General features: G+C 68.3%; 9 protein-coding genes and 1 pseudogene. 2 read left to right on the top strand and 8 right to left on the bottom strand.

Going from position 1 to position 13897, the window contains the following annotated elements; translation table 11 throughout:
- The first annotated feature begins 77 nt into the window (after window positions 1-77).
- A complete protein-coding gene (locus HNQ52_RS06420) occupies window positions 78-713 on the top strand; it encodes a CAP domain-containing protein (RefSeq protein ID WP_183960285.1) in 636 nt (211 codons plus the stop codon).
- A gap of 98 nt (window positions 714-811) precedes the next feature.
- Here HNQ52_RS06420 and HNQ52_RS06415 read toward each other — a convergent pair whose 3' ends face one another.
- The 6 genes from HNQ52_RS06415 to HNQ52_RS06390 form a co-directional block, all read right to left on the bottom strand.
- Window positions 812-961, bottom strand: a complete 150-nt coding sequence (locus HNQ52_RS06415; RefSeq protein WP_183960284.1) for a hypothetical protein — start codon at window positions 959-961, stop codon at window positions 812-814.
- A gap of 51 nt (window positions 962-1012) precedes the next feature.
- Entirely contained in the window at window positions 1013-2029 is a 1017-nt protein-coding gene (locus HNQ52_RS06410; RefSeq protein ID WP_183960283.1) for a 3-oxoacyl-ACP synthase III, read from the bottom strand.
- 185 nt (window positions 2030-2214) lie between these two features.
- The gene (gene pdeM / locus HNQ52_RS06405) at window positions 2215-2901 is read right to left on the bottom strand and encodes a ligase-associated DNA damage response endonuclease PdeM (protein ID WP_183960282.1); all 687 of its coding nucleotides are present in this window, start codon (window positions 2899-2901) and stop codon (window positions 2215-2217) included.
- Window positions 2898-5429, bottom strand: coding sequence for a ligase-associated DNA damage response DEXH box helicase (locus HNQ52_RS06400; protein ID WP_183960716.1), 2532 nt, complete (start codon window positions 5427-5429; stop codon window positions 2898-2900). The genes pdeM and HNQ52_RS06400 overlap by 4 nt, the downstream gene beginning before the upstream one ends.
- Before the next feature lie 20 nt (window positions 5430-5449).
- A complete protein-coding gene (locus tag HNQ52_RS06395) occupies window positions 5450-7039 on the bottom strand; it encodes an ATP-dependent DNA ligase (RefSeq protein ID WP_183960281.1) in 1590 nt (529 codons plus the stop codon).
- A gap of 4 nt (window positions 7040-7043) precedes the next feature.
- The gene (locus tag HNQ52_RS06390; protein ID WP_183960280.1) at window positions 7044-8045 is read right to left on the bottom strand and encodes a ligase-associated DNA damage response exonuclease; all 1002 of its coding nucleotides are present in this window, start codon (window positions 8043-8045) and stop codon (window positions 7044-7046) included.
- Between the two features lie 90 nt (window positions 8046-8135).
- Here HNQ52_RS06390 and HNQ52_RS06385 point away from each other — a divergent pair, with 90 nt between their 5' ends.
- Entirely contained in the window at window positions 8136-10358 is a 2223-nt protein-coding gene (locus HNQ52_RS06385) for an alpha/beta hydrolase family protein (RefSeq protein ID WP_183960279.1), read from the top strand.
- 124 nt (window positions 10359-10482) lie between these two features.
- Here the strand turns inward: HNQ52_RS06385 and HNQ52_RS06380 are convergent.
- Together HNQ52_RS06380 and HNQ52_RS06375 are read right to left on the bottom strand one after the other, a co-directional pair.
- A pseudogene (locus HNQ52_RS06380) lies at window positions 10483-10794 on the bottom strand (DUF4156 domain-containing protein); the annotation flags it as partial.
- Between the two features lie 114 nt (window positions 10795-10908).
- Window positions 10909-13752, bottom strand: coding sequence for a M16 family metallopeptidase (locus tag HNQ52_RS06375; RefSeq protein WP_183960277.1), 2844 nt, complete (start codon window positions 13750-13752; stop codon window positions 10909-10911).
- Window positions 13753-13897 lie beyond the last annotated feature (145 nt).

Raw genomic sequence — 13897 nt, 5'->3', positions numbered from 1 at the left:
GCCCGCGTTGGGGCAGGCGTCAGCTGCGGTCGCGGCGGCGGGGGTACGCTGGCCCACCCAGTTCCGCCGGCCCCGCCATGCATCGCACCATCGCCGCCGCGCTGCTCGTCCTGGGCTTTCCCCAGATCGCCGCGGCGCAATTTGCCAACACCGCCGACTGTCTCAACCCCGAGGAGGCCAGCCTCCTGGCTCAGGTCAACCAGTACCGTCAGCAGAACGGATTGCCGGCGGTGGCGACGTCGTTTTCGCTGTCGAGCGTGGGCCAGTGGCATGTGTGGGATCTGGAGACCAACAACCCGTGGACCGGCGGCGCCTGCAATCTGCACAGCTGGTCGAATGCGCGTCCGTCGATCTGGCAACCGATGTGCTACACCGCAGACCACGCGCAGGCGGCGCAGATGTGGAACAAGCCGCGCCAGGTCACCGACAACGCCTACAACTCGAACGGCTACGAGAACGCGGCGTGGACCAGCGGCACGATCACGGCTGCGGCGGCACTGCAGATGTGGAAGAACAGCCCTGGCCACAACCAGGTGATCCTCAACCAGGGCGGATGGGCGGGCCAGACGTGGCGCGCTATGGGCGTCGGGGTATCGCAGCATTTCGCGGTGCTGTGGTTCGGCACCCTGACCGATCCGCTTGGGACGATGCTGCCGTGCGGCACCGTGGTTCCCGATCCCGATCACCTGTTTTCCGACAGTTTCGGAACCTGACCGGGCATCGACGCCCGGCACGCTGCGATCGCTGGCGCGCGTCGGCCTCAGGTCGGCATGCGCGGCTCCCACGTCCGTCCTGTCGCGGCAACGCAGCGCTACAGAGGCTGCGCACCCTCGCTCAGGATCTCCGGACAGGTCTTGCAGGCAAACACCCGGCGCCGACGCTCGCCGTTGAACTCATTGCCGATGCCCGTCTCCGAGAGCGCATCCACCGCACCACGAATGGTCGACGCGCGCAGCGCCATGCGCGCCCGCCGACTGACGGCGTTCCCGCGCCTCGGTTCGGAGCGCAATCCCTACCAGACCACTTCCGCCATCGAGCAATTGAGCCCGGAGCCGATTCCGAGCAAGGCGACCCGGTTGCCCTTCTTCAGGCGCCCCATTTCCTTGAGCTTCGACAGCACGATCGGCACCGATGCCGGCCCGATGTTGCCGTGTTCGTGGAAGATCGTGAGGACTTTCTTCGGGTCGATGCCGAAGGCCTTGATGAAGGCCTCGGTGTGGACGCGGCTGACCTGGTGGATGACGAACTCGTCGAGTTCCTCCACCGCCCAGCCCAGCGCCTGCTTGGCCGCGATGAACGTCTTCTGCGCGAGTTTCAGGCCTTCGATCAGCAGCATGCGGGTGTCGGTGACCATGCGGTCGAGGTTGCCGCGGCACAGGGTGTTCCACTGCGTGGCGGCACGGGTGACGCCGCCCTTGTAGCGCGGCGCGTCCGGGGTCAGTTCGGCGCGCGACATCACCATCGCGGCGGCCCCGCAGCCCAGCGTCAGCGAGGCCAGTTCGTTGCGGAACTGCTCTTCGGTGACGTCCGGCGCGGTCATGCGTTCCAGCGTCTTCTCGTACACGAGGTTGGCCGTTTCGCCGTCGACCACCAGCGCGTAGTCGATTTCGCCGCGCTCCAGCATGCGGCTGGCGATGTCCATGCCGTTGAGGAAGGCGAGGCAGGCATTGGCCACATCGAAGTTCTGGCAGTTCTCGCCCAGGCCCAGGTTGCCGCTGACGATGCTGGCCGTGCTGGGTTCGAGAAAGTCGCGGCTGACCGAAGTGTTCACCAGCAGGCCGATCTGGTCGCGCGAGATGTCGAGCTGCGCCAGGGCCTTTTCGGCGGCCATGGTGGCGGCGTCGGACGACTGCGTGCCGTCCTCCCACATCCGGCGCGAATAGATGCCGGCGATGTCCTGCAGCACGTCGGTCCGGATTCCGAGGCGCTCCATCGTCGGCTTCAGGCGCGTATTGATGTCCGCCGAGCTGAGCGGGCGTGGCGCATCGATGTGCGCGATGCTGGCGATGGAGACGTTCTGGAACAGCATGGGACCTGCCGGGGCGGGAATTGTCGGGGAAAAGCCGGTGAACGCTACAAGGTTACGCCGGGGGGTGCAACCGAACCGGACCCCGAGAAATGGGGGCGGACGGGGTGGGGGGCAATGGGTTCGGAGGCGGACAGGTGCGGGCCGGGTGCCAGCGTTGCCGCAACGGAGCCATCACCGATTCGAGATTAATCGTCGACCAGCGCCGCCGCCGGGATCTTCACCACCGCGTCGGGCGCGCACAGCCACAGCCGATCCTCGCGCGCCGGCTGGATCCGGTACCCGCCCGTGAAGCGCGAGAACGCCGGCAGCACCGCATGCCCCGCGCACGCCCACAGCACCGGAAACTGCGCCTTGAGCCCGGTGCGGTGCAGCCGGATCACCGGATGCACGTGGCCACCCAGCACATAGCGACCGGTGACCGGACGCGCATCGTGCTCGAAGCGGAACGGGCCGGCCTCGAGGTGCCGCACCACGGCATCCAGCCCCAGCCGCCTGCCGTCGACCGCACGATCATGGTTGCCGGCCACCAGCACGATCCCGCGCGCCGCATGCCGCATCCGCCACGCCGCCCACTCGCGCACCCATGGTGCGTCGGCCGGCAGCGGGCCATGCAACATGTCGCCGAGGATCAGCACCTGCGCGGGATCGAACGCTGCGATCAGCGCATCCAGCCGCGCCAGGTCGCCGGCGGTGCCGCCGCGCGGCAGCGCGATGCCGGCCTCGCGAAACACCTGGCCCTTGCCCAGATGCAGGTCGGCGATGGCGAGCACGCGCTCGCGCGGCCAGAACAGCGCACGCTCGGCGTGCAGCCGCACCGTTTCGCCGGCCAGTTCGAACTCGCACCACGGCTCCGACGCCGCCACCGCACTCATCCGTACTTCGCCTCGAGTTCGGCCGCGGCGCGTTCGACGCGCGTGCGCCAGTCTTCCGTGCTGAGCGCGCCGCGGAAGCCCTCGGCCCACAGCGGGAACGACAGCGGGCTCAACGTGTCCGGCTGCAGCAGCACGAGCCTGCGCGACGCGATCGCGTCGAGCGTGGTGCGCAGGTGGACGATGTCGAGTTCGGCGTCGAGCACTTCGCGGAAAGCCTGGTCGAGCAGGAGGTGACCCGGGTCATGTTGGGTCAGCACGTCGAAGAGCAAGCCGCTGGAGGCCTGCAGCTGGCGCATGCTGCGCGGCGTGCGGCCGGGCAGCGACGGCGGCAGCAGGCCGGCCACGCGCGCGATGTCGCGGAAACGGCGGCGCGCGAGTTCGCTCAGGTTGAGGCCGGCGCGGATGCCGTCGACGAGGTCGTCGGCCGAGAGGATCGAGCGCAGCAGCGGTTCGTCGACGACGATGCGCTTGGCCGGCGACAGCACCAGCCCGTAATCGTTGATCGCGAAACTGAAACTGTTGGCCGTGGCCTTGCCGAGGCGCGCGGCGAGCATCGCGGCGAGGCCTTCGTGCACCTGCCGCCCGGCGAACGGATACAGGAAGACGTGCTGCCCGTCGCGCCGCTTCACCACCTCGACCAGGAACTCGTCACGCGCCGGACGATGCGAGATGCGCGCCTGCAGGTCGAGCAGCGGCAGCACGGCCGCGAGATCGTCGGCAGCATCGTGCTCGCCCGCGATCAGCGCCTGCACGCCGTGCGCGAGCTCGGTCGACAGCGGCATGCGGCTGCCCTGCCAGCGCGGCACGATGGCGTCGCCCTTGCCTTTCGCGATGCGCACGTAGGCCGTCATGTCCTTCAGCGTGACCAGTTCCAGCGCGCGGCCGGCGAAGAGGAACCGGTCGCCGGGTTTCATGCGGCCGACGAACTGCTCCTCGATCGAGCCAAGGTCGCCGCCCTTCATGTACTTGACGCGCAGCGAGCCGTCGCTGGCGATGGTGCCGACCGAGAGGCGATGGCGCAGCGCGACGCGGCGGTCGGCGAGCAAGTAGCGGCCGTCGTCGGCGATCTCGACGCGGCGGTAGTCCGGGTAGTGCTGCAGCGCCTCGCCGCCGCGCACGATGAAGTCGAGCACGGCCTGCCACTGCAGCGGCGTGATGTCGCGGAAGGCGTGCGTGGTGCGGATTTCGGCGAGTGCGTCGTCGGCCTCGAAGCCGCCGCCGAGTGCGAGCGTGACGAGATGCTGCGCGAGCACGTCGAGGCTCAGGCGCAGCGGATGCCGCGCTTCGATGCGGCCGGCGTTCAGCGCATCGCGCGCGGCGGCGAATTCGATCAGCTCCAGCGCGTGAGTCGGCACGTTGATCAGGCGGCTGCGTTCGCCGGGACGATGGCCGGAACGCCCCGCACGCTGCAGCAGGCGCGCGATGCTTTTCGGGCTGCCGAGCTGGATCACCTGGTCGACCGCGGCGAAGTCGACGCCGAGATCGAGCGACGAGGTAGCGATGACGCAGCGCAGTCTGCCCGCGCGCAGGCCGTCCTCGACCTCGCGCCGCAGGCCGCGATCGAGCGAGCCGTGGTGCAGCGCGAGCGTCGACGGATCCTCCAGCCACACCGACGACAGCGCCTGGTGCCACAGTTCGGCCGCCGAGCGCACGTTGGTGAACAGCAGCGTCGAGTTCGCCGCGTAGATGCGCGCGAGCACGGCGGGCAGCTGCTTCATGCCGAGGTGCCCGGCCCACGGGAAGCGCACCACGTTGTCGGGCACCAGCGTTTCGAGCGCGAGCTTCTGCGGCGAGGTGCCGCGTACCAGCACCGCATCGCTGCCGTCCGGAATCAGCGCGTCGCGTGCTTCGTCGAGGTTGCCGAGCGTGGCCGAGATGCCCCAGATGCGCAGCTTCGGCGCGATCTTCTTCACGCGTGCGAGGCACAGTTCGAGCAGCACGCCGCGCTTGTTGCCGAGCAGTTCGTGCCACTCGTCGACGACGATGCCTTCGAGCCCGGCGAGCACCGGCTGCGTGTCGGCGTAGGTCAGCAGCAGCGCGAGGCTTTCGGGCGTGGTGATGAGTGCGTCGACGAGGCCCTTGCGCGCGAGGTCGCGCTGCTTCGTGCCGGAATCGCCGGTGCGCGTGCCGATGGTCCACTGCAGGCCGAGGGCGTCGAGCGGCGCGCGCAGGTTCTGCTCGGTGTCGGCGGCGAGGGCGCGCAGCGGCGTGATCCACAGGATCTTCAGCCGCGGCGCGTCCTTTGCCGGTTTCTTCTTCGGCAGCGTCGCGGCGAGCAGGGCCGCGCCCCACACCGCCAGCGTCTTGCCGCTGCCGGTGGGTGCGTGCAGCAGGCCGCTCTTGCCCGCCGCCCATGCGGCCCAGACTTCGCGCTGGAACGGCTGCACCTTCCAGCCGCGCGACTTGAACCAGTTGTTGAGGCGTTCGCGCCGCGTGCGGCCTTCCGCGCTTTCCGGTTCGACATGGACGACGGCCGGCGCGGCAGGCGCGGAGTTCGCCGCCGCCTTCGCCGCGCGGCGACGCGCCATCGCGGGCGTCTGGCGTACGCTCACGAGGCGAGGCGCTTCAGCGTTTCGAGCCTGTCCGCATCCTCGCAGCGCTTGTCGTCGCGCCAGCGCAGGATGCGCGGAAAGCGCACCGCCACGCCGGACTTGTGCCGCGTCGACAGGTTCACGCCTTCGAAGCCGAGTTCGAACACATGCTCGGCCTTCACCGAACGCACCGGTCCGAAGCGTTCCAGCGTGTTGGCGCGGATCCAGCGGTCGAGCTTGAGGATTTCCTTGTCGTCGAGGCCGCTGTAGGCCTTGGCAACGGGCACCAGCTTGTCGCCGTCCCACAGCGCGAAGGTGTAGTCGGTGTACAGCGTGGCGCGGCGACCGGAGCCGGATTGCGCGTAGATCAGCACCGCGTCGATGGTGAGCGGATCGATCTTCCACTTCCACCAGTCGCCGCGGCGGCGGCCGACCTGGTAGGTGGAATCGCGCCATTTCAGCATCAGGCCCTCGACGCCGCGTTCGCGCGCGGCGTCGCGCTGCGTGGCGGCGTCGGTCCAGCTGTCGGCGTGCACTTCGGGCGAGATCGCGATGGTCGGATCGCCGAGCTGGCCGAGCAGGTGCGCGAGCATGGCGCGGCGCGTGGCGAGTGGCTGCATGCGCAGGTCGACGCCGTCGCGTTCGAGCAGGTCGTAGGCCTGCACCGCCACCGGATGCTCGGCCAGCATCTTCGCGCCGGGTTTCAGCCGGCCGATGCGGCGCTGCAGGCGCGCGAACGGCAGCACGGCGCCGTTCTCCCACGCCAGCAGCTCGCCGTCGATGACGCAGCCGTCGGGCAGCTGCGCGGCCGCGGCTTCGATTTCCGGGAAGCGGCCGTCGAGCCGTTCCTCGCCGCGCGACCACAGCGCCACCGTGCCGTCGCGCCGGATCAGCTGCAGGCGGATGCCGTCCCATTTCCATTCCAGCAGCCAGTCGCGCAGGTCGCCGAGCGATTCGGCCGGCTGCTCCAGTGGCGAGGCGAGGAAGAACGGATACGGTTGCTGGCGATCGGCGAGCGTGGTTTCGGGCGACAGCAGGCCGGCGAGGAAGTCGGTGGTCGCGGGCCACTCGCCCATCATGCGTTGCGCGAGCACGGCGATGTCGATGCCGGTGGACTGCGCCAGCGCCTGCTGCACGAGGCGCTGCGACACGCCGACACGCAGCGCGCCGGTCAGCAGCTTGTTGAACAGCAGGCGCTCGGTCTGCGGCAGCAACTGCCACGCGTGCTTGATCGCGGCGGCGCGTTCCTCGACGGGCGCGTTGCGCAGCGGGATCAGGTAGTCCTCGACCCAGGCACGCAGCGGGCGTTCGTCGACCGCGTCGGGGTTCGGATCGGGAACCAGCAGTGTCAATGTTTCGGCGAGATCCCCGACGTGTGCGTACGAGTCCTCGACCAGCCACAGCGGCAGGCCGGAGGTCTCGACGATCCAGGCGCGCAGCTCGCCGCTCGACACGATCTTCGCGAGCTTGCGCCCGACGAGGAAATACAATGCCCACACCGCGTCGTCCGGCGGCGCGGCCTTGAAGTAGTCGATCAGCGCGGCGCGCTTGTCGAGCGTGGCGGTGCTGCGGTCGAGGCGGTCGTAGAGGTCGGCGAAGCGCTGCACGGCGTCAGTTCTCGTCGCCGTACGCGGTGCGCAGCGGTTCGGCATCGACGCCGCGTTCGCGCAGCAGCTGCACGATGGCCTCGGTGTTGCCGTGCGTGGCGAGAATGCGCTTCGCACCCGTGTCCTCGATGGTGCGCAGCAGGTCCGGCCAGTCGGCGTGGTCGGACAGCACGAAGCCGCGGTCGTAGCCGCGCCGGCGGCGATTGCCGCGCACCTGCATCCAGCCCGAGGCGAAGCCGGTCTGCGCATTCCTGAATCTGCGCATCCACGGCGAACCGGCGGCGGACGGCGGCGCGAGGATCAGTTCGCCGGCGAAATCCGCGGCCTTGCCCTGCTCGCTGACGGTGTCGGTCGGCACCATGGCCACGCCGGCTTCGCGGTAGATGTCGACCGCACGCGTCATCGCGCCGTGCAGCAGCACGCGTTTGTCGGTGTAGGCCAGCAGTTCGGCCAGCAGGCGCTGCGCCTTGCCGAGCGCGTAGCAGTACAGCACGGCGGTGTCGCCGAGTCCGATGCAGTGCTGCCACCACTCCCACACCTGCTTCGCGATCTGCGGCGTCGGGCACCAGCGGTAGATCGGGAAGGCGAACGTGGCCTCGGTGATGAAGACGTCGCAGGGCACGACCTCGAACGGCACGCAGGTCGGATCCGGATTGCGCTTGTAGTCGCCCGACGCGACCCAGACCTCGCGGCCGTCGTCGATGCGCACCTGCGCGGAGCCGAGGATGTGCCCGGCCGGGTGCAGCGAAACCTGCATGCCGCCGAGTTCGAAGCGCTCGCCGTAGGCATGCGGCACGAGGTTCACGTCCTCGCCCAGCCGCCAGCGCAGCAACGGCGCGCAGCTGTCGACGCAGTGGTAGAGGCCGCTGCCGGTGCGCGCGTGGTCGCCGTGGGCGTGCGTGATGATGGCCGTGTCGACTGGTTTCCAGGGATCGATGAAGAAGCCGCCGCGCGGGCAGGCGAGGCCATCGGGCTTGAGCTGGATGAGGTCGTCGGGACGCGGCATCGCGCAAGCGTGCCGCAGCGATGATGAACGGATGCGGGCCGGCGACGGCGTCATGCGCCGCGAGCATCCGACGCCGCGTACGCATCGCCCATGTGTACTTACTTTCATTGTCCGCGGCACGCCCTGGGCGTCCTTCTGCGGCTCGCAGTCATCGTCGCCGCGCTCTCGGTGTCAGGATCTGCCGTCGCGGCGATCACGCGGGGCGTCGATGCAAACGGCACGCCCTGGATTATTGCCGTACCGGACGACTGGCAGGCGGGCGACGGACTCGTGCTGGTGCAACATGGGTTCGTTCTTGATCCGGTGGCCGAACCCGATCTGGGATTGTCCGCTGCCCGAATGCTGGAGGACGGATTCGCGATCGCCGCAAGCGGCTATCGCCAGCATGGCTGGGCCCTGTTCGATGCGATCGACGACAATCTTCTGTTGCTCGATACGTTCCGTACCTTATACGGCGTGCCTGGGCCGGTGGTGACCCACGGTGCGTCGATGGGCGGACTGATCGCGCTGAAGCTCGCCGAAGATGTGCGGGTACGGGACATGATCGTCGGCGTCGTGGCCCTGTGTCCGGCGGTCGATGGCATGAGCTTGTGGGATCGTGCCTTCGATCTGCGCATGGCGTACGACACGCTCTGTGCCGGAGTTGCGGGCGGCACGTTTCCGGAAGGGTCGGCACCATTGCCCTGGGTCAGCAATCCCGACACCCTGCAGATCGCTCGACCTTTCGGTTTCGATCTCGCGCAAAGAATGCGCGAGGAGGGAGCCATCCGAGCGTGTCTTGCGCTCGACCGCCCGCCTCGCGGTCGAACGCCCGAATCCCAGGCACGTGTCCAGGCGCTACGTGCGGTTGCCGGCTCGCCCAACGACGAGGCGCTGACCTTACATCTTGCGCTGGCGTATTACGGCCTCTCGGATCTGCTTCGCTCGCCGGACAAGCTCGATGGCGCCAATCCGTTCTACAACCGAGCCCAGGTGCGTGGGCTTGGCTTGCTCGACGTGATGTATGGCCGCAACTGGTCCGCTGACCTTCCCTATGGTTTCGACAGTCGCGTGCGGCGCGTTTCACGCGATGAATCCGCGCGAACGAGCCTGCATCGCGCAACCTCCCTGGACGGCACCGCAACGGCAAAAATCGTTTCCGTTCACACCAGCGGCGACAGCCTGGTACCTGCACGGGAACTACATGCGCTACGGTCCCGACTGGAATACGCCGACCACGTCATCGGCGTGGTGTCCGAGGCCCGGCCGAGCCATTGCGGCTTCAGTCCCGGAGAAATCGAAGCTGCCTGGCGAACCATGCGTGAATGGCTGCGTGCGGAGGGCGGCGCCACGCCTCAACTGTCGACGTTGCAGGCCCACTGCGAGCGCGATGCGGCGTCGCTGTGCCGCTTCGATCCGATCGCCACGGCTGAGGCGCTCGACGGCGCCGGGGATACGGCAATTCTGCGGCGTGCGTTCTCGGATGCATTCCCGAGCCATGTCGAAAGCCTCGGCGGCCTGTGGTGGGATCCGTCACGGCCGGCGCAAGGGCTGATCATCGAGGAACTGGACGACCACGTCGGAGACTGGCACGCGGGCGAGCAACGTGTTTCGGTTTCCTGGTATACCTGGGCTCCGCGCAGCGATCCGCAGCCCGGTCCGCGTTGGCTGCACGGGATCGGACGGGTCTACGAACGCAGCATCGTCATCGATTCGATGCACGCAGTGCATGGAGGTCGCTTCGGCGTCCCTCTCGCCGCCCAGGATCTGCAGATCACCCATTGGGGCGAGGTCACACTGCACCTGGGGTCCGAGGCTGCAACATTGCACTACCGCGGACCGTCAGCGTATGGGGAAGGTACCCTGGCACTGCAGCATCTGCTGCCGGCAGGCACTGGCGTGGTCGACCGAACGGGCCCGGTAACGCTTCCACGGTACGATTTTTCCCGGCGAGGCACCTATATCGATCCGCGACAAGCCGCTGGCGGCTGGCTGCTCAATCCGTTTGGCACGGAGAATGCGACCGGCACGCTGGTGGTGTGGTTTACCTGGACGCCCAACGGACAGCCGACATGGCTGTTCGGCCTCGCCGATGGCGACAGCGACGAGGTTGCGTTGACGCGTCCTGTGTCGGGTGGATACTTCGATGGCGGATACACCGCCGCCGACCTGGAAATGCGCGCGTGGGGCACACTTCGACTGGAGGGCTGCGACGCCGAAGGCGTCGAAACGATCCATTGGTACCCGGATGATTCGTCGTACGCCGGCGGCAGCGTCGGCCCGCGTCGTGTGACGGTTCCGCGCTACAGCGGGGGCGTTCTCGACTGCGAATGATCGAGCGACGCCCTCACTTCGGCATCGCTGCATCGTTCTCGCGGATCGGGAAGGTCTCGGCCTCGTCCTGGCGCGGCGGCGCATCCGCCGGCTGGTCCGCGGTGCGCGGTCGGTAACCGCTGCCGCAGGCGTAGGCCGCGAACCGCTGCTCGCCGGCGCTCGGTTGGTTCAGCGGCTGCACCGTGTCGGCGGCGAGGCTCGATGCCTCGTTGCGTGCCATCGTTTCGAGTTCGTCGCGCACCTTGAGGTCGTTGCGCTCGTAGAAGCCGACGCGGTCGCGCACGCTCACCGCGACCTCGCCTTTTCGGGTGCAGCCGGCGAGGCTGTCGCCGGCACGCGCGACGCGCACGGTCGCGCCGTCGGGATCCATCTTGACCCAGGTGCAGGCACCGAGCGAGAGAGCGAGCGAAGCGGCAAGCAGGGCGTAGCGCGACATGGACACGGTCCCGTGGATGAGCCGCGGCAGTATGTCACCCGCGGTCGCGCGCTGGATGGCTGCGGGATGAACGTTTGCGGGCACGTCGCGACGCTGCGACGTACCCGCGGACGATCAGCGCAGCGGCTTGCCGTCGGCGTCGAGCACGCTGACCTCGCCCAGCTTCAGATCGCGCACCGGCTGTTCGATCTTCGACAGGTCGCCGACCACCACCCAGGTCAGCGCATCGGGCTTGAGCAGGCCGGCCGCCGCGTGCACGGCCTCGGCGCTCACCGCTTCGGTGCGTTCCTTGAGCGTTTCGACGTAGTTGTCGGGACGGCCGTAGCGCACGATGCCGCCGATCGCACCCATCACCGCGCCGGCGGTTTCGTAGGAGCCGGGCAGGCTGAGCACGTTGGTGCGCTTGATCTTCGCAATCTCGTCGTCGCTCGCGGCCTGCGCGTTGCTCGCGAACTGCGCGATGTCGGTCTGCAGCTCGCGGATCGAATCGGCGGTCCTGTCGATCTGCACTGCCGCCGACGCGATCCACGGGCGCTGGCCCTTGGCGCCGATGGCGTAGCTGTAGGCGCCGTACGCCCACTGCTTTTCCTCGCGCAGTTTCATGTTGAGGCGCGAGGAGAACTCGCCACCGAGCACGCCGTTGGCGATGTCGAAGTCGAGCGCCTTCGGATCGCCGGTCGGGTTCACTACCTGGCCGACGAGGATATTGGCCTGCACCGCGCCGGGCTGATCGATGAGGAACACGCGCGGCTTGGGCTGCAGCTCGACTTTCGCCACCTCGATGACGGGCAGTTTCTTCTCCGGCGCCTTCCAGTCGGCGAAATGTTTTTCCAGCAGCGGCACGATCTCTTTGAGCGTGGTGTCGCCGACGACGATCAGCGTGGCGTTGTCCGGACGGATGAAGTCACGGTGGAAGGCGACGAGGTCGTCGCGCTCGAGCGCCTTGATCGAGGCCTCGTCGCCGCTGCCGCTGAAGGGAATCGCGTAGGGATGGCCCTTGCCGTACAGCAGCGGCGGCAGCACGCGGTTGGCCACGCCGTTGGGGCGCGTCTTTTCCTGCGCGATGCCGGCCAGCCAGGTCTGGCGCACGCGGTCGATTTCCTTGTCGGCGAAGTCCGGCTTGCGGATCACGTCGGCGAACAGCGACAGCGACGGATCGAGTTGCGGCTTGAGTGCAGAGACGTATACGTTGCTGCCGTCGAGCGAGGCACCGGCGCCGATCACCGCACCGAGGCTCTGGGTGCGGTCGGCGAGCGCGAGCGCGTCGAGACCGGCCGCGCCTTCGTCGAGCATGCCCATCGTGAAGCTGGCGGTGCCGAGCTTGCGGCCGAGGTCGGCGGTGTAGCCGGCGTCGAACTCCATCGAAAGCTGCACCACGGGGATCTCGTGCCGCTCGGCCAGGATCACGTCGATGCCGTTGGAGAGTGTCGCGCGCTGCAGCGCCGGGAAGCGCAGGTCGGGGAACGACTTGGTCTCCGGCACGCCCTTGCTGCGATCGACCTTCGAGGCAACCACGGTGAAGTTCGGATCCGGCAGCAGCACCTTCTCGGGCTGTGCCTTATCGCTTTCGGTGGCGACGCGTTCGGGTTCCGGCGCGGACGCGGCCGAGGTGTCGCCCGGTTCCACGACGAGGGTGTGGTCGCCCTGCGCCAGCCACTTCGCCGCGGCGGCCTTGAGATCGGCCGTGGTGGCCTTGTCGAGCGTGGCGAGGCTGTCGCGGAAGCAGCCCGGATCGTCCATGAAGACCGCGCATTCGGCCAGCACGTCGGCCTTGCCGCCGAAGCCGCCGATGCGCTCGACGCCGCGCACGAAACCGGCCTCGAACACGATGCGGGCCTGGTCGAGTTCGGCCTGCGTGGGACCGTCGGCAACGAACTTCTTCACTTCCTCGGCCAGCACCGCTTCGACCTTCTTCACGTCGACGCCGTTGCGCACGTTGGCGATGATCGCAAAGCCCGACCCGAGCTCCGAGCCCATCGCGAACGCGCTGACGCTGTCGACCAGCTTGTCCTGGTGCACGAGGCGGCGGTCCAGGCGCGAGGACTTGCTGCCGCCGAGGATCTGCGCCACCAGTTGCAGGTGGTCGAGCTGGGCGTTGCCGAATTCGGGCACGTTCCAGGCGCGGTAGATGCGCGGCTGCGCGACGCGGTCGGTCATCGTCTCGCGCGTGGACTCGGTGCGCGGCGCGATGTTGGTCGGCAGTTTCGGCACCGTGGCACTGGCCGGGATGTCGCCGAAGTAGTCGAGCGTCTTGGCCTTGGCGGTGGCGAGGTCGATGTCGCCGGCCAGCACGAGCACGGCGTTGTTCGGGCCGTACCAGTCGCGGAACCAGGTCTTCACGTCGTCGAGCGAGGCGGAGTTCAGATCCTCCATCGAGCCGATGACCGAGTGGTGGTACGGATGCGACACCGGGTACATCGAGCGCGAGAGCTGGTCCCAGACGCGACCGTAGGGCTGATTCTCGCCCTGGCGCTTTTCGTTCTGCACCACGCCACGCTGCTCGTCGAGCAGTTCCTGCGTGACCGCGCCGAGCAGATGCCCCATGCGGTCGGACTCCATCCACAGCGCCATGTCGAGCGCGGTGGTCGGCACGTTCTGGAAATAGTTGGTGCGGTCGGAATTGGTGGTGCCGTTCTGGTTGGTGGCGCCGACCAGTTCGAACGGTCCGAAGAATTCGCCGTCGTGGTTCTCCGAGCCCTGGAACATCAGATGTTCAAACAGGTGCGCGAAGCCGCTCTTGCCGACCGGCTCGTCCTTCGAACCGACGTGGTACCAGATGTTGACCGCCACCACCGGCGCCTTGCGGTCCTCGTGCACGATCACGCGCAGGCCGTTGGGCAGGGTGAATTCCTGGAACGGAATGTCGACGTCGACCTTCGCGTGCGTGGTGCCTGCGAGCGCGAACGCGAGGGTCGAGGAAAGCGCGAGAACGCGCCCGATGCGGGACGGCTGCGACATGCGGAACTCCGGAGACGACGATTTCGAACAGCCCGTCATGCTACCGGAGACACGCGCCGGGCGCGCCGCATGACCTTCGGCACGGTGCACACGCGGAACGAGCGTCCGGCTGCAACCGCGCGTCGTGCCGATGCGTAGATAGACT

The sequence above is a fragment of the Chiayiivirga flava genome, assembly GCF_014202825.1.
GTDB lineage: Bacteria > Pseudomonadota > Gammaproteobacteria > Xanthomonadales > Xanthomonadaceae > Chiayiivirga > Chiayiivirga flava.
Note: the sequence above shows the minus strand (reverse complement) of the source record. Positions and strands in the feature narration are given on the sequence as shown.